The organism is Klebsiella quasivariicola, assembly GCF_002269255.1.
Taxonomy (GTDB): domain Bacteria; phylum Pseudomonadota; class Gammaproteobacteria; order Enterobacterales; family Enterobacteriaceae; genus Klebsiella; species Klebsiella quasivariicola.
In genome coordinates this window covers 340103-357148 of record NZ_CP022823.1, presented here as the reverse complement: position 1 = coordinate 357148, position 17046 = coordinate 340103, and the positions used below count along the sequence as shown (strand labels likewise).

12 protein-coding genes are annotated in these 17046 nt (G+C 57.7%); 2 read left to right on the top strand and 10 right to left on the bottom strand.

The annotated features are described in order from the left end of the window. The first annotated feature begins 123 nt into the window (after nucleotides 1–123). Nucleotides 124–2829 carry an HTH-type transcriptional regulator MalT gene (malT, locus tag B8P98_RS01695; protein ID WP_025710778.1) on the top strand — a complete coding sequence of 902 codons (2706 nt, stop codon included), beginning with the start codon at nucleotides 124–126 and terminating at the stop codon, nucleotides 2827–2829. A 15-nt stretch (nucleotides 2830–2844) separates the two neighbouring features. Here the strand turns inward: malT and B8P98_RS01690 are convergent, their stop codons facing one another. The 3 genes from B8P98_RS01690 to glpE are packed head-to-tail and all read right to left on the bottom strand — an operon-like array spanning nucleotide 2845 to nucleotide 4863. Beyond that, nucleotides 2845–3603 (bottom strand): DeoR/GlpR family transcriptional regulator, encoded by a 759-nt coding sequence (locus B8P98_RS01690; RefSeq protein WP_025710777.1) that lies wholly within the window; start codon nucleotides 3601–3603, stop codon nucleotides 2845–2847. A 49-nt stretch (nucleotides 3604–3652) separates the two neighbouring features. Beyond that, complete coding sequence (gene glpG / locus B8P98_RS01685) at nucleotides 3653–4483, bottom strand: rhomboid family intramembrane serine protease GlpG (RefSeq protein WP_095032680.1); 831 nt, start codon at nucleotides 4481–4483, stop codon at nucleotides 3653–3655. 50 nt (nucleotides 4484–4533) lie between these two features. Next, a complete protein-coding gene (glpE, locus tag B8P98_RS01680; RefSeq protein ID WP_080897527.1) occupies nucleotides 4534–4863 on the bottom strand; it encodes a thiosulfate sulfurtransferase GlpE in 330 nt (109 codons plus the stop codon). Between the two features lie 204 nt (nucleotides 4864–5067). Here glpE and glpD point away from each other — a divergent pair, with 204 nt between their 5' ends. Continuing rightward, on the top strand, nucleotides 5068–6576 hold the full coding sequence (gene glpD / locus B8P98_RS01675) for a glycerol-3-phosphate dehydrogenase (protein ID WP_025710774.1): 1509 nt from the start codon (nucleotides 5068–5070) through the stop codon (nucleotides 6574–6576). Between the two features lie 63 nt (nucleotides 6577–6639). On the opposite strand, the gene B8P98_RS01670 is transcribed toward glpD, so the two are convergent. The 7 genes from B8P98_RS01670 to glgB all read right to left on the bottom strand — a co-directional run bounded on the left by B8P98_RS01670 (nucleotide 6640) and on the right by glgB (nucleotide 16934). After that, entirely contained in the window at nucleotides 6640–6939 is a 300-nt protein-coding gene (locus B8P98_RS01670) for a helix-turn-helix domain-containing protein (RefSeq protein WP_025710773.1), read from the bottom strand. Next, nucleotides 6939–7286, bottom strand: a complete 348-nt coding sequence (locus tag B8P98_RS01665) for a type II toxin-antitoxin system RelE/ParE family toxin (protein ID WP_025710772.1) — start codon at nucleotides 7284–7286, stop codon at nucleotides 6939–6941. The genes B8P98_RS01670 and B8P98_RS01665 overlap by 1 nt, the downstream gene beginning before the upstream one ends. 214 nt (nucleotides 7287–7500) lie before the next feature. Further along, a complete protein-coding gene (glgP, locus tag B8P98_RS01660) occupies nucleotides 7501–9948 on the bottom strand; it encodes a glycogen phosphorylase (RefSeq protein ID WP_025710771.1) in 2448 nt (815 codons plus the stop codon). Between the two features lie 17 nt (nucleotides 9949–9965). After that, on the bottom strand, nucleotides 9966–11399 hold the full coding sequence (glgA, locus tag B8P98_RS01655) for a glycogen synthase GlgA (protein ID WP_004202133.1): 1434 nt from the start codon (nucleotides 11397–11399) through the stop codon (nucleotides 9966–9968). Then, the gene (gene glgC / locus B8P98_RS01650; RefSeq protein WP_025710770.1) at nucleotides 11399–12694 is read right to left on the bottom strand and encodes a glucose-1-phosphate adenylyltransferase; all 1296 of its coding nucleotides are present in this window, start codon (nucleotides 12692–12694) and stop codon (nucleotides 11399–11401) included. The genes glgA and glgC overlap by 1 nt, the downstream gene beginning before the upstream one ends. Nucleotides 12695–12774: 80 nt before the next feature. Then, nucleotides 12775–14751, bottom strand: a complete 1977-nt coding sequence (gene glgX / locus B8P98_RS01645) for a glycogen debranching protein GlgX (RefSeq protein ID WP_080897529.1) — start codon at nucleotides 14749–14751, stop codon at nucleotides 12775–12777. Next, the gene (gene glgB / locus B8P98_RS01640; RefSeq protein WP_095032679.1) at nucleotides 14748–16934 is read right to left on the bottom strand and encodes a 1,4-alpha-glucan branching enzyme; all 2187 of its coding nucleotides are present in this window, start codon (nucleotides 16932–16934) and stop codon (nucleotides 14748–14750) included. Before glgB ends, glgX begins: the two co-directional genes overlap by 4 nt. Nucleotides 16935–17046 lie beyond the last annotated feature (112 nt).

The window sequence follows — 17046 nt, the reverse complement described above, 5'->3', positions numbered from 1 at the left end:
TTCAAGAGCATAAACTTCGGACATAACTTGCAATAAATTTCATAATCACCGACCTTATTAGATATTAATTACGAAGCGCAAAAAAAATCGCAACCTCTCTCTTGCACAGCGAAATGTAGAACTATGTTGATTCCGTCCAAATTAAGTCGTCCGGTCCGCCTTGAACACACTGTGGTTCGTGAGCGCTTACTGGCGAAACTTTCCGGCGCGAACAATTATCGTCTCGTGCTGATCACCAGTCCTGCCGGGTACGGTAAAACAACGCTCATCTCTCAGTGGGCCGCGGGTAAAAACGATCTTGGGTGGTTTTCGCTGGACGAAGGCGACAACCAGCAGGAGCGTTTTGCCAGCTATCTGATCGCGGCGATTCAGCAGGCTACCGGCAACCACTGCGCGGCCAGTGAAGCGATGGTGCAAAAACGCCAGTACGCCAGTCTCTCCTCTCTTTTTGCGCAGCTGTTTATTGAACTTGCCGACTGGCAGCGCCCGCTGTATCTCGTCATTGATGATTACCATCTGATCAATAATCCGGTGATCCATGACGCGATGCGCTTTTTCCTGCGCCATCAGCCGGAGAATATGACTCTGGTGGTGCTGTCGCGTAACCTGCCGCAGTTGGGCATTGCCAACCTGCGCGTCCGCGATCAGCTGCTGGAGATTGGCAGCCAGCAGCTGGCCTTTACCCACCAGGAAACGAAACAATTTTTTGACTGTCGGCTGACATCACCTATCGAAGCCGATGACAGCAGCCGGCTGTGCGACGATGTCGCCGGCTGGGCCACCGCGCTGCAGCTCATCGCCCTCTCCGCCCGCCAGAATAACTCCTCCGCCCAACACTCCGCCCGCCGCCTCGCCGGGATTAACGCCAGCCATCTGTCGGATTATCTGGTGGATGAAGTGCTGGACAACGTCGACGCCCGCACGCGTAACTTTTTGCTGAAGAGTTCTCTGCTGCGCTCGATGAACGACGCGTTAATTGTGCGCGTTACCGGCGAAGAGAATGGCCAGATGCAGCTGGAGGAGATTGAGCGCCAGGGGCTGTTCCTGCAGCGGATGGATGATTCCGGCGAGTGGTTCCGCTATCACCCGCTGTTTGGCAGCTTCCTGCGCCAGCGCTGTCAGTGGGAGCTGGCGGTTGAACTGCCGGAGATCCACCACGCCGCGGCGGAAAGCTGGATGGCACAAGGTTTCCCCAGCGAGGCCATCCATCATGCGCTGGCGGCTGGCGATGCCAAAATGCTGCGCGATATCTTGCTCAATCATGCCTGGGGTATGTTTAACCATAGCGAGCTGGGGCTGCTGGAGCAGTCGCTGGCGGCACTGCCGTGGTCAAACCTGCTGGAGAACCCGCGCCTGATCCTGCTCCAGGCCTGGCTGATGCAGAGCCAGCATCGCTACAGCGAAGTGAACACTCTGCTGGCGCGCGCCGAGCAGGAGATGAGCGTAGAAATGGATACCGCAATGCATGGCGATTTCAACGCCCTGCGCGCCCAGGTGGCGATTAACGACGGCGACCAGGACGAGGCGGAACGTCTGTCGATGGTGGCCCTGGAAGAGCTGCCGCTGGCCAACTATTACAGCCGCATCGTCGCTACCTCGGTGCATGGCGAAGTGCTCCATTGCAAGGGGAAACTGACCAAATCCCTCGCCGTGATGCAGCAGACCGAACAGATGGCTCGCCGCCACGATGTGTGGCATTACGCCCTGTGGAGCATCATTCAGCAAAGCGAAATTCTCTTCGCCCAGGGCTTCCTGCAGGCCGCCTGGGAGAGCCAGGAGAAAGCCTTCCAGCTGGTACGTGAACAGCATCTTGAGCAGTTGCCGATGCATGAGTTCCTGCTGCGCATCCGCGCTCAACTGCTGTGGGCATGGGCGCGCCTCGACGAAGCTGAAGCCTGCGCCCGTCAGGGGATGGACGTTCTTTCAACTTACCAGCCGCAGCAGCAGCTGCAATGTCTGGCGCTGATGGTGCAGTGCTCGCTGGCGCGCGGCGATCTGGACAATGCACGTAGCCATCTCAACCGGCTGGAAAATCTGCTTGGTAACGGCCACTATCACAGCGACTGGGTCTCCAACGCGGATAAAGTGCGGGTGATCTACTGGCAGATGACCGGCGATAAAACCGCAGCGGCCAACTGGCTGCGTCAGACACCGAAGCCGGAATTCGCCAATAACCACTTCCTGCAAAGCCAGTGGCGCAATATTGCCCGCGCGCAGATCCTGCTTGGGGACTTTGAACCGGCGGAAATGGTGCTGGAAGAACTGAACGAAAATGCGCGTTCCCTGCGTTTGATGAGCGATCTCAACCGCAACCTGCTGCTGCTCAACCAGCTGTACTGGCAGGCAGGCCGCAAGAACGAAGCGCAGAAAGCCCTGCTCGAAGCCCTGACGCTCGCCAACCGCACCGGCTTTATCAACCACTTTGTGATTGAAGGCGAGGCGATGGCCCAGCAGTTACGCCAGCTGATCCAGCTGAACACCCTGCCGGAGCTGGAGCAACACCGCGCCCAGCGTATTCTGCGCGACATCAACCAGCATCATCGGCACAAGTTCGCCCACTTTGACGAAGGGTTCGTCGAGCGGCTGCTGAATCACCCGGAGGTGCCGGAGCTTATCCGCACCAGCCCGCTGACCCAGCGCGAATGGCAGGTGCTTGGCTTAATCTATTCCGGTTACAGCAACGAGCAGATTGCCGGCGAGCTTGACGTGGCGGCCACCACCATTAAAACCCACATTCGCAACCTGTATCAGAAACTGGGCGTCGCCCACCGGCAGGACGCGGTGCTGCATGCCCAGCAGTTACTCAAGATGATGGGATACGGCGTCTGACGACGCCGTTGCCGTTTAGCACAGCTCCAGCTGGAGGTTGTTATCAGTGATCACCTTCAGTACGCCCGCCGGCGGCAGTACGTCGGTATAGACCGCATCGACCATACTGATGCTGCCCATATTGACCATCGCATTACGGCCAAACTTGGTATGGTCCACCACCAGCATCACGTGGCGTGAATTTTCAATGATCGCCCGCTTGGTGCGCACCTCATGATAATCAAACTCCAGCAGCGAGCCATCGCTGTCGACGCCGCTGATGCCGAGAATGCCGAAGTCGAGGCGGAACTGCGAGATAAAGTCCAGAGTGGCTTCCCCGATGATCCCGCCGTCGCGGCTGCGCAGCTCGCCGCCGGCGAGGATAATGCGAAAATCGTCTTTCACCATCAGCGTGTTGGCCACGTTCAGGTTATTGGTCACAATGCGCAGATCGTTGTGACCGAGCAGAGCATGCGCCACCGCTTCCGGCGTGGTGCCAATATCAATAAACAGCGTCGCGCCGTCCGGGATCTCGCTGGCTACCCGGCGGGCGATACGCTCTTTTTCCGCCGTCTGGGTCGCTTTGCGATCGTGCCAGGAGGTGTTCACCGAGCTGGAGGGCAGCGCCGCGCCGCCGTGATGGCGGAGGATCATTTTCTGTTCGGCTAAGTCGTTGAGGTCACGGCGGATGGTCTGCGGGCTGACCGCGAACTGCTCAACCAGCTCTTCCGTGCTGACGTAACCCTGTTTTTTTACCAGCTCGATAATGGCGTCATGACGTTGTGTTTGTTTCATGAAATATCCCTGGAAAAATATCGCTTACCCGACCCCTGTCGGTAAGTCTTTATGCGCGTTTTCGCCCATGCAAGGTATCAACAAACGCCATCGCCAGACCGGTCGCCAGACCAGCCACGTGCGCGCCGTTGGCGATCGCCATGCCGAAAACATCAAACCAGCCAGCAATTAACCACACTAAAGAGAAGAGTATCAACCCGCGCTGCAGATAAATACCGCTCTGCGGATCGCGTTCGCCCCGCAGCCAGACGTAGCCCATCAGCGCGTAGACCACACCCGATAAACCGCCAAACCATGGTCCGCTAAACTGATGCTGCACGAAACCGCTCAGCAGGGCGCTGATGACGGTGATCACCACCAGTTTGCCACTGCCGATGCGCTTTTCTACCGCGCCGCCGAGATACCACCACCATAGCAGGTTGAAGAGAATATGCATCAGCGAGAAATGCATGAAAGCATGGCTGAAATAGCGCCAGACTTCGAACTGCAGCGAAGGATCGTAGGGCCAGGCCAGCCAAATCATCACCGGCTGATCGCCCAGCAGGTTTTGCAGGATAAACACCGCAATGCAGATGAGCAGAATGGCCCAGGTGAACGGGCCGGCGTTATGCCGCAGCGTGGCAAAAAAAGGAAAGCGCTGATAGCGCAAGCCGCTATTGGTCTGTCCTGACTGCCAGCTTGCCGCCAGGTAGCGCGGGTCCGCCGGGTTCTCAAGGAAGCGCGCCAGCTCAGCCCTGATGCGCTCGGCCTGACTCTCATCAGCCAGCCAGACGTCGCTCTGGGTATGCTGCTGGATGGTCAGGATAATCCCCTGCGTCGCCATATAATCGACAAACGCCTGGGCCACGCGCGGGTTGGCAAAAGAGGTAATCATTAACATGCAGCGAATCGCTTATTCCACACAAAGGGGGATAGTATACCTGCCAGCTGTTAAAACGTCCCGTGCGCCACTTCCGCCGGGAAATGGCGATGCCAGGCATCGAATCCCCCGTCTACGCTGTAGACCTTATCATACCCCTGCTGCAGCAGATATTGCGCGGCGCCCTTGCTACTGTTGCCGTGATAGCACATCACCATCACCGCCGTGTCAAAGTCGTTGTCACGCATAAACGCGCCCAGCGTATCGTTAGTCAGATGAAACGCGCCTGGCGTATGGCCCATGGCATAGCTTTGCGGATCGCGGATATCGACCAGCACCGCCGTCTGCTGATGCAGCTTCTGGTGCGCTTCTTCAACATTGATACATTCAAACTGTTCCATGGTTCTCTTCTCTTTCTCGTCATGACGGGCACTGGCCGGCCTAATTTTACCCTGTAGTGTACCGCCTGGCGGTAAAGAAACGCCAATATGTTACACCCATCACTCCAAAATGTTTTTTTGATGTTACCAAAAGCGCGTTTGTTTGCTATAGTGAGCGATATCGAGCATTTGTGAGCTTAAACGAAAGTGTGAGAGGGTAAGAACGTGCAAACCAAAGATCTGATTGTGATAGGCGGAGGCATTAACGGTGCCGGTATCGCGGCAGATGCCGCCGGGCGGGGTTTATCCGTACTGATGCTGGAAGCGCGCGATCTTGCCTGCGCCACCTCCAGCGCCAGTTCCAAATTGATCCACGGCGGTCTCCGCTACCTCGAACACTATGAGTTCCGTCTGGTCAGTGAAGCGCTGGCCGAGCGTGAAGTGCTGTTAAAAATGGCTCCGCATATCGCTTTCCCGATGCGCTTTCGCCTACCGCATCGCCCGCATCTGCGTCCGGCATGGATGATCCGTATCGGCTTGTTTATGTACGATCATCTGGGCAAACGCACCAGCCTGCCGGGATCTACCGGGTTGCGTTTTGGCGCAGAATCGGTGCTTAAGCCGGAAATTGTGCGCGGTTTCGAATATTCAGACTGCTGGGTCGACGATGCCCGCCTGGTGCTGGCCAACGCGCAGATGGTGGTTCGCAAAGGCGGCGAAGTGCGCACCCGCACCCGCGCCATCTCGGCAAAACGTGAAAATGGGTTGTGGATCGTAGAAGCAGAAGATATCGATAGCGGCGAGAAGTTTACCTGGAAGGCGCGCGGCCTGGTTAATGCCACCGGCCCATGGGTCAAACAGTTCTTCGACGAGGGGATGCATCTGCGTTCGCCTTACGGTATCCGCCTGATCAAAGGCAGCCATATTGTGGTGCCGCGGGTGCATACCCAGAAGCAGGCTTATATTCTGCAGAACGAAGATAAACGTATTGTGTTTGTTATTCCGTGGATGGATGAATTCTCCATCATCGGCACGACGGACGTCGAGTATAAGGGTGACCCGAGGGCGGTAGCCATTGATGATAAAGAGATCAACTACCTGCTCAACGTCTATAACGCGCACTTTAAAAAGCCCCTCAGCCGGGACGACATCGTCTGGACCTATTCCGGCGTGCGTCCGCTGTGTGATGACGAGTCGGATTCGCCGCAGGCGATCACCCGTGACTATACGCTGGATATTCACGATGAGAACGGCCAGGCGCCGCTGCTCTCCGTCTTCGGCGGCAAGCTGACCACCTATCGCAAGCTGGCCGAGCACGCGCTGGAAAAACTGACCCCCTATTACAAAGGGATCGGTCCGGCGTGGACCAAAACCGCGGTGCTGCCCGGCGGTGATATCGGCGGCGATCGCGACGACTATGCGGCAAAACTGCGCCGTCGCTTCCCGTTCATCAGTGAACCGCTGGCCCGCCATTACGCTCGCACCTACGGGAGCAACAGCGAGTGGATCCTCAAGGAAGCCAGCGCCCTGAGCGATCTCGGGGAGGATTTCGGCCACGAGTTTTATGAAGCCGAGCTGAAATATCTGGTTGAGCACGAATGGGTACGCAGCCTGGATGACGCCATCTGGCGCCGTACTAAACAGGGAATGTGGCTGAATGCCGAGCAGCAGGCGCGCATCAGCGCGTGGCTGGCGCAGCATGCGGGAAAGTCTGAACTGTCTTTAGCATCCTGACATCGCGTGGCGCCAGGAGAGAAATACCCGGGCTATGGCTTGCGCTTGGCCCGGATACCTGTTTCACAAATTAAACGAGACTTTTTTTCCAGTCGGCAATGTGACATTTATACTGAGTTCTCCACCCAATGCCGCAATGTAACGTTTTAGGGTCGAAAGCCGAGGGTCGTTATCAGCCTGTTCCATTTTAGCGATCGTTGGCTGCTTTACACCCATAGCCGCAGCCATCTCCGTTTGTGAAATTTGTAACTCTTCTCGAAGCAGGTTTAATGCGACAGACTGGCGTATCTCTGCCGCTTTCGCTTCAATCCGCTGCTGGCTTTCAGGATTCTGTTTCGCCATCAGTTCTTTTAGCGTGGCCATTATCGCTCCTTAGTCAGGTGCTTGCTGAATTCTCTATCAGCCAGAGTAATCATCTCTTTGTAAAAACGTTTCTCATTCGTGCCATCCTTATTGCCCGCACATAAAACGATAGCTTTCCGCAGAGGATCAAAAGCAAAAAAGGCGCGGATGGGGAGCCCATGATGCTGAACCCGAAGTTCTTTCATATTCTGAAACGTTGAATCTTTCACCGTATCAACATATGGGCGCCCAAGCTGCGGACCAAACTCAGACAAGATGAGCATCGTGGCCAACATATCCTCTTTTAAAGCTCTACTTTGTAATTCGAACCAGGCATCAAACGTATCCGTCGTTTCTACATCCCACATAGGCGATCCCTCATAGCCTAAAGGCTATCATCCATATTATAGCCATTAGGCTATGAACGTAAACTTATTGAGCGTTTATCGTACTGCTGGCGAATTCACGTCAATAGTATATTCCCGCAATAGCCTGAATCCTCCCCGGCACTTTTCCGAATAAAACGTTCGCCACACAGACAGAAACGGGGCCAAATGGCCCCGTTGTGTTGCGTTGACTGGCTTACAGCCTTACCGGGTCGATATGCCAGATATATTTCGCGTACTCCTGGATCGTCCGGTCAGAAGAGAAGTAGCCCATATTGGCAATATTCAGCATCGCCTTATAGGCCCACTCTTCCGGATGTTGATACAGCTCGTCGACGCGATCCTGACAGTCCACATAGCTGCGATAGTCCGCCAGCACCTGGTAGTGGTCACCAAAGTTAATCAGCGAATCCAGCAGGTCGCGGTAGCGCCCCGGTTCCGCCGGGCTGAAGACGCCGGTACCGATCTGCGTCAGCGCCTGGTGAAGCTCTTCATCCTGCTCGTAGTATTCGCGTGGTTTATAGCCGCTGCGACGTAGCTCCTCCACCTCTTCCGCGGTGTTGCCGAAGATAAAGATATTCTCTTCGCCCACGTGCTCCTGCATCTCCACGTTTGCCCCGTCGAGGGTGCCGATAGTCAGCGCGCCGTTAAGAGCAAACTTCATATTACTGGTGCCGGAAGCTTCGGTGCCGGCGAGGGAAATCTGTTCCGACAGGTCTGCCGCCGGAATGATCAGCTGCGCCAGGCTGACGCTGTAGTTGGGGATAAAGACGACCTTCAGCTTGTCGCCAATCTGCGGATCGTTATTGATCACCGCCGCTACATCGTTGATCAGGTGAATAATATGCTTGGCCATATAGTAGGCCGAGGCCGCTTTACCGGCGAAAATATTCACTCGCGGCACCCACTCCGCCTGCGGATCGGCTTTGATCCGGTTATAGCGGGTAATGACGTGCAGCACATTCATTAGCTGGCGTTTGTATTCATGGATACGTTTGATCTGTACATCAAACAGCGCCTTCGGATTGACCACCACATTAAGCTGCTGCGCAATATAGCTGGCGAGGCGCTGTTTGTTCTCCAGCTTGGCCTGACGCACCGCCTGATTAACCGTCGGGTAGTCGATATGCTGTTTCAGCTCATCAAGCTGGCTCAGATCGGTTCGCCAGGTGCGACCGATATGCTCATCCAGCACTTTCGACAGCGGCGGGTTGGCCAGCGCCAGCCAACGGCGTGGCGTGACGCCGTTGGTCACGTTGATGAAGCGCATTGGGAAAATTTTGGCGAATTCGGCAAACAGTGACTCCACCATCAGCCGGGAGTGCAGCTCGGACACCCCGTTAACCTTGTGGCTGACCACCACCGCCAGCCAGGCCATGCGCACGAGACGGCCATTCGACTCGTCGATAATCGAGGTGCGGCTGAGCAGGTCGGTATCGTTCGGATACTGCTCCTGCAGGGTTTTAAGGAAGTAGTCGTTAATCTCAAAGATAATCTGCAGATGGCGCGGCAGAATTTTACCCAGCATGTCCACCGGCCAGGTCTCAAGCGCTTCGCTCATCAGGGTGTGGTTGGTATAGGAGAAGACCTGGCAGGTCACCTCGAACGCCTCGTCCCAGCTGAACTTATGTTCGTCGATAAGCAGACGCATCAGCTCCGGTATCGACAGCACCGGATGGGTATCATTGAGGTGAATGGCAATCTTGTCCGCCAGGTTGTCATAGGTCTTATGCAACATGTAATGGCGGCTCAGGATATCCTGCACCGTAGCCGACACGAGGAAATACTCCTGGCGCAGGCGCAGCTCGCGGCCCGAGTAGGTCGAGTCATCCGGATAGAGCACGCGGGAGACGTTTTCGGAGTGGTTTTTATCCTCTACCGCGGCAAAGTAGTCGCCCTGGTTGAATTTACCGAGGTTAATTTCACTACTGGCCTGCGCGCTCCACAGACGCAGCGTGTTGGTGGCGTCGGTGTCAAAGCCAGGGATGATCTGGTCGTAGGCTTCCGCAATGATCTCTTCTGTTTCGATCCAGCGGGTTTTCTTCCCTTCCTGCTGAATACGGCCGCCGAAGCGCACTTTATAGCGGGTGTTGTGGCGCTCAAACTCCCACGGGTTACCGTACTCCAGCCAGTAGTCAGGAGACTCTTTTTGTCGGCCATCGACGATATTCTGTTTAAACATCCCATAATCGTAGCGGATGCCGTAGCCTCGTCCCGGCAGGCCCAGCGCCGCCAGGGAATCCAGGAAACAGGCCGCCAGACGTCCCAGACCACCGTTGCCAAGCCCGGGGTCGTTCTCTTCATCGATCAGCTCTTCGAGATCGAGCCCCATCTCCGCCAGCGCGCTGCTGACATCGTCATAAATGCCCAGCGACAGCAGGGCATTCGAAAGGGTGCGGCCAATCAGGAACTCCATCGACAGATAGTATACCTGGCGCACTTCCTGCGAGAGCTGCGCGCGGTTGGAGCGCAGCCAGCGCTCCACCATGCGATCGCGAACGGCAAACAGCGTGGCGTTAAGCCATTCATGCTTGTTGGCGATGGCCGGATCTTTACCGATGATAAACATCAGCTTATAGGCAATAGAATGCTTTAACGCCTCAACGCTCAGCGTCGGTGATGCATAGCTAAAGGGTACATTCATAACAATGACTCCAGTGGTTACATCAAGCGTTGATAAAGTTCGCGATAGGAGTTCGCGGCAACCTGCCAGCTAAAATCCATATTCATCGCCTGACGCTGCACATAGCGCCAGAGCGACGGGCGCGACCAGAGGACAAAGGCGCGACGAATAGCGCGCAGCAATGACAGCGCATTGCTGTCCTCAAAGACAAACCCTGTCGCCAGACCATCGGCCAGGTTCTCCAGCGAACTGTCAGAAACCGTGTCCGCCAGCCCCCCGGTGCGGCGGACCAGCGGCAGCGTGCCGTACTTCAGACCATACAGTTGGGTCAGGCCGCAGGGTTCAAAGCGGCTCGGCACCAGAATCACATCGGCGCCGCCCATAATGCGGTGGGAGAAGGCTTCATGGTAACCAATCTGCACCCCCACTTTGCCCGGGTGTTCGGCGGCGGCGGCGAGGAAACCTTCCTGCAGCACCGGGTCGCCGGCGCCCAGCAGCGCCAGCTGGCCGCCCTGCTCAAGCAGACCCGGCAGCGCTTCAAGCACCAGGTCCAGCCCTTTCTGGCTGGTGAGACGGCTGACCACGGCAAACAGCGGCGCTTTGTCATCGACCTTCAGGCCCATGGCAATCTGCAGCTGACGCTTGTTCTCCGCCTTCTCCTCCAGCGTGTCGCGATCGTAGCGCATCGGCAGCAGGAGATCGTTTTGCGGGCTCCAGATACCGTCGTCCACGCCGTTGAGAATCCCCGACAACCGCCCTTCATGATGGCGCTGGCGCAGCAGCCCCTCCATGCCGTAGGCGTATTGCGGCTCGGTGATCTCGCGCGCGTAGGTTGGGCTCACCGCCGTAATATGGTCGGCGTAGTAAAGGCCAGCCTTCAGAAACGAAATCTGGCCGTTAAATTCGAGGCCATGCATGTTGTAAAACGACCACGGCAGCTCAATGTCATTCATATGCCAGGAGTAAAACATCCCCTGGTACGCCAGGTTGTGCACGGTAAAGACCGATTTAGCCGGGCGTCCGCGCGCCGCCAGGTAGGCCGGCGTCAGACCGGCGTGCCAGTCATGGGCATGCACCACGTCCGGGCGCCAGAACGGATCCAGTCCGCTGGCCATTTCACTTCCCACCCAGCCCAGCAGCGCAAAGCGCAGGACGTTGTCGGTATAAGCGTGCTGGTTGGTATCGTGGTAAGGGCTCCCCGGCCGGTCATAGAGATGCGGGGCGTCTATCAGATAGATCCCCACGCCGTTAAAGTGGCCGTACAGCAGCGTGATCCGCCCGGCGAAGGTATCGCGGCGGGTGACCACCTGGGCATCCACCACGCCGCGACGGATATCGGGAAACGCCGGCAACAGCACGCGCGTATCGATACCCTCCGCGATTTGCGCCGCCGGCAGTGCGCCGATGACGTCCGCCAGACCGCCCGTCTTTAACAGCGGGAACATCTCAGAACATACATGTAAGACCTGCATTAGCGCTCCTGTTTGTGCCCTAATTTCCGCAGCATGTCGCGGGTCACCAGCACGATACCTTCCTCTGAGCGATAGAAGCGGCGTGCATCCTCTTCCGCGTTCTCACCAATTACCATACCTTCCGGGATGACGCAGGCGCGGTCAATCACGCAGCGACGCAGGCGGCAAGAGCGCCCCACCCAGACATCAGGCAACAAGACTGCCGAATCAATGTTACAGAAGGAGTTCACCCGCACACGTGGGAACAGCACCGACTGCACCACTACCGACCCGGAGATAATACAGCCCCCCGAAACCAGCGAGTTCAGGGTCATGCCGTGGCTACCGGAGCGGTCCTGCACGAACTTCGCCGGCGGCAGCGATTCCATATGGGTGCGGATCGGCCAGTTCTGGTCGTACATATCCAGCTCCGGCGTGACCGATGCCAGATCGAGGTTGGCCTTCCAGTACGCTTCCAGCGTTCCCACGTCGCGCCAGTAAGGTTCGGCGTTCGGATCAGACTGCACGCAGGAGAGCGGGAAAGGATGTGCATAAGCCATGCCAGCTGCGGTGATCTTCGGAATGATATCTTTGCCGAAATCGTGGCTGGAGTGCTCGTTGCGATCGTCTTCTTCCAGCAGCTCATAAAGATAGGCGGCGTCAAAGACATAAATACCCATACTGGCCAGCGATTTGGTCGGGTCGGTCGGCATCGCCGGCGGGTTGGCCGGTTTTTCGACAAACTCAATGATTTTTTCGTTTTCGTCGACCGCCATGACGCCGAAGGCGGATGCCTCTTCAATGGGCACCGGCATGCAGGCTACGGTGCAACGCGCCCCTTTTTCGACATGGTCGATCAGCATGCGCGAGTAGTCCTGCTTATAAATATGGTCGCCCGCGAGGATCACCACATACTCGGCCTTATAGCGGCTGATGATATCCAGGTTCTGCGTCACCGCGTCCGCCGTGCCGCGATACCAGTTTTCGCCGTGTACGCGCTGCTGGGCTGGCAGCAGATCGACAAACTCGTTCATCTCTTCGCTGAAGAACGACCAGCCGCGCTGGATATGCTGCACCAGCGTGTGCGACTGATACTGGGTAATAACGCCGATACGACGGATCCCTGAGTTAATGCAGTTAGATAATGCGAAATCGATAATACGGAACTTGCCGCCGAAGTGAACGGCAGGTTTCGCGCGCTTAATGGTGAGATCCTTCAGCCGGGTGCCACGCCCGCCCGCGAGGATCAACGCCACGGATTTAATGGGTAATTGACGCGCCAGCATCAGCGGATCGTTTTTTTCAAGCCTAACCATGATTAACTCCTTTTTACACCCCCGCTTTCCAGCTCATCCCGCCGCGCCGCCGCCACGGGTCCAACCGGAAGCTTCAGGGCTTACGACCTTTGAAATACGCACACTCCGTGCGCGGGCCCATGCCAGACAGCCATGATGACCGGATTATCCTCTCCGGCGAATGGAGGAACGGCGCGCCATTCCCCCTCGGGTAAAACCATATCGACCACCTGTGCGGTGGCGTTCAGCGTGAGCAGCCAGCGATCCGACAACTGGATCTGCATACACGCTGCGCCCTGCTGCCACTCCCCGGCAGTCAGCGGCTGGGCGTATTGATTCAACCAGCGGACGTTGCCATCGCCCTCCTGCCACCAGCGGTTGCGGGTAAGCGCCGGAATGCGCCGCCGTAGATGGATTAGCGCCGCGGTAAATGCGGTTAAACCCGGGTTCGCCTGACGCCAGTCCAGCCAGGTCAACGCGTTATCCTGACAGTAGGCATTATTGTTGCCGTGCTGACTGTGGCCCTGCTCATCTCCCGCCAGCAGCATCGGCGTCCCCTGCGCCAACAGCAGCGTCGTCAGCAGCGCATGCACGCTGGCGCGTCGCCGTTCAATCACCGCAAGATTAGCCTCTAATCCTTCTATACCATGATTGTTGCTGTAGTTGTTGTTAGTCCCATCGCGATTCTCCTCCCCGTTTGCCTGATTGTGTTTCTGATTGAAACAGACACAGTCGCGGAGCGTGAAGCCATCGTGAGCTGTCACCAGGTTGACCGTCGCCGATGGCGGCTTACCATCGCGGGCAAAGAGATCGCTGGAAGCCGCGAAGCGTTGGGCAAAGTCACCCAGAGAGACGTTTTGCTGCAGCCAGAACCGTCGGGCGCTATCGCGAAAATGGTCATTCCATTCGGCAAACAGCGGCGGGAAATTACCCACCTGATAGCCGCCCGGGCCGATATCCCAGGGTTCAGCGATCAGTTTCACCTGCGACAGCACGCTGTCGTCACGGATAGCCTCGAACAGCGGCGCATTCTGGTGGAATTCCGGGGTTCGGCCCATCACGGAGGCGAGGTCGAAGCGAAAACCGTCGACATGGCACTCATCCACCCAGAAGCGTAAACACTGGCGCGCCAGCTCCACCACGCCCGGGTGGCTGAGATTGAGCGTATTACCGCACCCGGTCCAGTTGTGGTAATCGCCATCGTCCCTTATCCAATAATAGCTACGGTTGTCGATTCCGCGCAGGGAGACGGTAGGCCCTTCAAGATCGATTTCCGCGCTGTGGTTGAGCACGATATCCAGAATTACCTCGATACCAGCGGCATGCAGCGCTTTGACCGCATCGCGAAACTCATCCAGGGCGCGATCCGGATCGCTGGCGTAGCGCGGATCCAGCGCGAACCATGCCAGCGGGTTGTAGCCCCAGTAGTTGCTTAACCCCATCCGCTGCAGTCGCGGCTCGCTGGCGAACTGCGCCACCGGCAGCAGCTCAAGGGCACTGATGCCCAGCGATTTGAAGTAAGCAATCATCACCGGGTGGCCCAGCGCCTTATAGGTTCCGCGAATAGCTTCCGGTAGCTGCGGATGCAACAGAGTCAGCCCTTTCACGTGCGCTTCATAAATCACCGTTTCGCCCCACGGGGTACGCGGCGGTTTATCGCCCCGCCAGTCGTAACGCAGATCCACCACCTGCGATTTTGGCGCGACCGCGGCGCTGTCGCGATGATCCGGCTGCCACATGCCGCCATGCAGGCGCTCGTCGTCAGGCAAATCGCCTTCGACCCGGTGGGCGCAGGGATCGATCAACAGCTTGGCCGGGTTAAACCGGTGCCCCTGCGCCGGATCCCAGGGGCCATGCACCCGGTAGCCATAGCGCAGGCCCGGCCCGGCGGCGGCCAGCCAGCCGTGCCAGATGTCGCCGCTGCGCGCCGGGAGATCGAAGCGTTGCTCGTTGCCCTGCTCGTCGAATACGCACAGCTCCACCCGCTCCGCATGGGCGGAGAAGAGGGCGAAATTCACCCCCTTGCCGTCATAGCTGGCGCCCAATGGCGCAGGTTTGCCTGCCGCGAGTGAGGTCATTGCGCCTCCCGGACCAGCCAGATCGTCGCCAGCGGGGGCAGGGTCAGCGACAGCGAATGTTCGCGACCGTGGCTGGCGATAGCGTCGCTTTCCACCACGCCGCCATTGCCCTGATTGCTGCCGTGATAGTGCATGGAGTCGGTATTTAGCGCCTCGCGCCAGCGGCCCGGCTGGTTAATGCCGAAGCGGTAGTCGTGGCGCGGCACCGGCGTGAAGTTGCTGGCGACGATAATCTCGTTGCCCGCCCGGTCACGGCGTACAAAGACAAACACCGAGCGCTCATGGTCGTCGACCACCAGCCATTCGAAGCCGTAGGGGTCAAAATCCAGCTCGTGCAGCGCTTTATGATGACGGTAGGTATGGTTCAGGTCGCGCACCAGCCGCTGGACGCCGTGGTGCCAGTTGTCGCCGCCCTCCAGCAGATGCCAGTCGAGGCTAACGTCATGGTTCCACTCGCGCCCCTGAGCGAACTCATTGCCCATAAACAGCAGCTTTTTCCCCGGGAAGGCGAACAGCCAGCCGTAGTAGGCGCGCAGGTTGGCGAACTTCTGCCAGGCATCGCCCGGCATGCGGTCGAGAATCGATTTTTTGCCGTGCACCACTTCATCGTGGGAGAGCGGCAGCACAAAATTCTCGGTGTAGTTGTAGAGCATGCCGAAGGTCATTTTGTCATGATGGTAGCGGCGATGCACCGGATCGAGCTTCATGTAATCCAGGGTGTCGTGCATCCAGCCAAGGTTCCATTTGAACCAGAAACCGAGGCCGCCGCCGGCTGGCGGACGGGTCACCCCGGCAAAATCGGTGGACTCTTCCGCCATGGTGACCGCGCCCGGCGTCTGTTCGCCGAGAATGCGGTTGGTGTTGCGCAGAAACTCAATGGCTTCCAGATTTTCCCGGCCGCCGTATTCGTTGGGGATCCACTCGCCTGCCTTGCGGCTGTAATCGCGATAGATCATCGAGGCCACCGCATCGACGCGCAGAGCATCAATACCAAAGCGCTCGATCCAGTACAGCGCGTTACCGACAAGGAAGTTGCTGACTTCACGGCGACCGTAGTTGTAAATCAGGGTATTCCAGTCCTGGTGATACCCCTCGCGCGGGTCGCTGTGTTCATACAGCGAAGTGCCGTCAAACGAGGCAAGGGCAAAGTCATCCGCCGGGAAGTGGCCGGGCACCCAGTCAAGGATGACGTTCAGCCCGGCGGCGTGCGCGGCGTTGATAAAGTAACGGAAATCATCGCGGGTGCCGAAACGGCGGGTCGGCGCATAGAGCCCGGTGGGTTGATAGCCCCAGCTGCCGTCGAACGGGTGCTCGTTTACCGGCAGCAGTTCGAGATGGGTGAAGCCCATCCATTTGGCGTAGGGCACCAGCTGGTCGGCCAGCTCGCGGTAGCTCAGCCAGAAATTATTGTCGGTATGACGGCGCCAGGAGCCGAGATGCACTTCATAGATAGAGATCGGGGCATCGAACTGGTTCGCCGCTCTGCGGTCCGCTGGCTGTTCCACTTTGGGCGGCAGATCGCAGATAAGCGAGGCGCTTTCCGGACGCATTTGCGACTCAAAGGCGTAAGGATCCGCTTTGACCCGCAGATGGCCGTTGGCGTCAATCAGCTCGAATTTATACAGCTGGCCATTGTGCGCGCCGGGAACGAACAGCTCCCAGATCCCGGACTCTTTGCGAAATCGCATCGGGTGGCGACGGCCATCCCAGTAGTTAAACTGCCCCACCACCGACACCCGGCGGGCGTTCGGTGCCCACACCGAGAAACGGGTACCGGTGACGCCGTCCATGGTGGCAGCGTGCGCGCCCAGCGTTTCGTAAGGGCGCAGATGGGTCCCTTCCGACAGCAGCCAGACGTCAAGGTCCTGCAACAGCGGACCAAAGCGATAAGGATCATCAATCAGATTCTGCTGCCCGTGCCAGGTGACGGCCAGCTGATAGCGAAAGGCGTTTTTCCGCCGCGGCAGGACGCCGCTGAAGAAACCGCGCGAGTCGAGGCATTCGAGCTTGCCGACTTTGCGTCCGGTTTTCGGTTCAATAACCCACACATCGGTGGCATCGGGTAATAATGCGCGCACTTCCAGCCCGGCGTCAGTACGGTGCATGCCGAGCACGGAAAAGGGATCCGCGAAATGACCGGCGATTAGCGCATTAATCACGTCTCTATCAATATGATTAGACATGCTTTCATCCTGTTGTAAGTGTCGCTCATTCCTGTAACTGGCGACTTTTTTTGACCTGAACGGCGCAGCACTTTCTGCATCCTTCTGCTCCGTCCCACCTTCAGGTAAGGAA

Coding starts and splice junctions, on each gene's coding strand:
- glgX (WP_080897529.1), bottom strand. CDS start 14,751: ATGACCTCACTCGCGGCAGGCAAACCTGCGCCATTGGGCGCCAGCTAT.
- glgC (WP_025710770.1), bottom strand. CDS start 12,694: ATGGTTAGGCTTGAAAAAAACGATCCGCTGATGCTGGCGCGTCAATTA.
- glpE (WP_080897527.1), bottom strand. CDS start 4,863: ATGGAACAGTTTGAATGTATCAATGTTGAAGAAGCGCACCAGAAGCTG.
- malT (WP_025710778.1), top strand. CDS start 124: ATGTTGATTCCGTCCAAATTAAGTCGTCCGGTCCGCCTTGAACACACT.
- B8P98_RS01665 (WP_025710772.1), bottom strand. CDS start 7,286: ATGTGGGATGTAGAAACGACGGATACGTTTGATGCCTGGTTCGAATTA.
- B8P98_RS01670 (WP_025710773.1), bottom strand. CDS start 6,939: ATGGCCACGCTAAAAGAACTGATGGCGAAACAGAATCCTGAAAGCCAG.
- B8P98_RS01690 (WP_025710777.1), bottom strand. CDS start 3,603: ATGAAACAAACACAACGTCATGACGCCATTATCGAGCTGGTAAAAAAA.
- glgA (WP_004202133.1), bottom strand. CDS start 11,399: ATGCAGGTCTTACATGTATGTTCTGAGATGTTCCCGCTGTTAAAGACG.
- glgB (WP_095032679.1), bottom strand. CDS start 16,934: ATGTCTAATCATATTGATAGAGACGTGATTAATGCGCTAATCGCCGGT.
- glgP (WP_025710771.1), bottom strand. CDS start 9,948: ATGAATGTACCCTTTAGCTATGCATCACCGACGCTGAGCGTTGAGGCG.
- glpG (WP_095032680.1), bottom strand. CDS start 4,483: ATGTTAATGATTACCTCTTTTGCCAACCCGCGCGTGGCCCAGGCGTTT.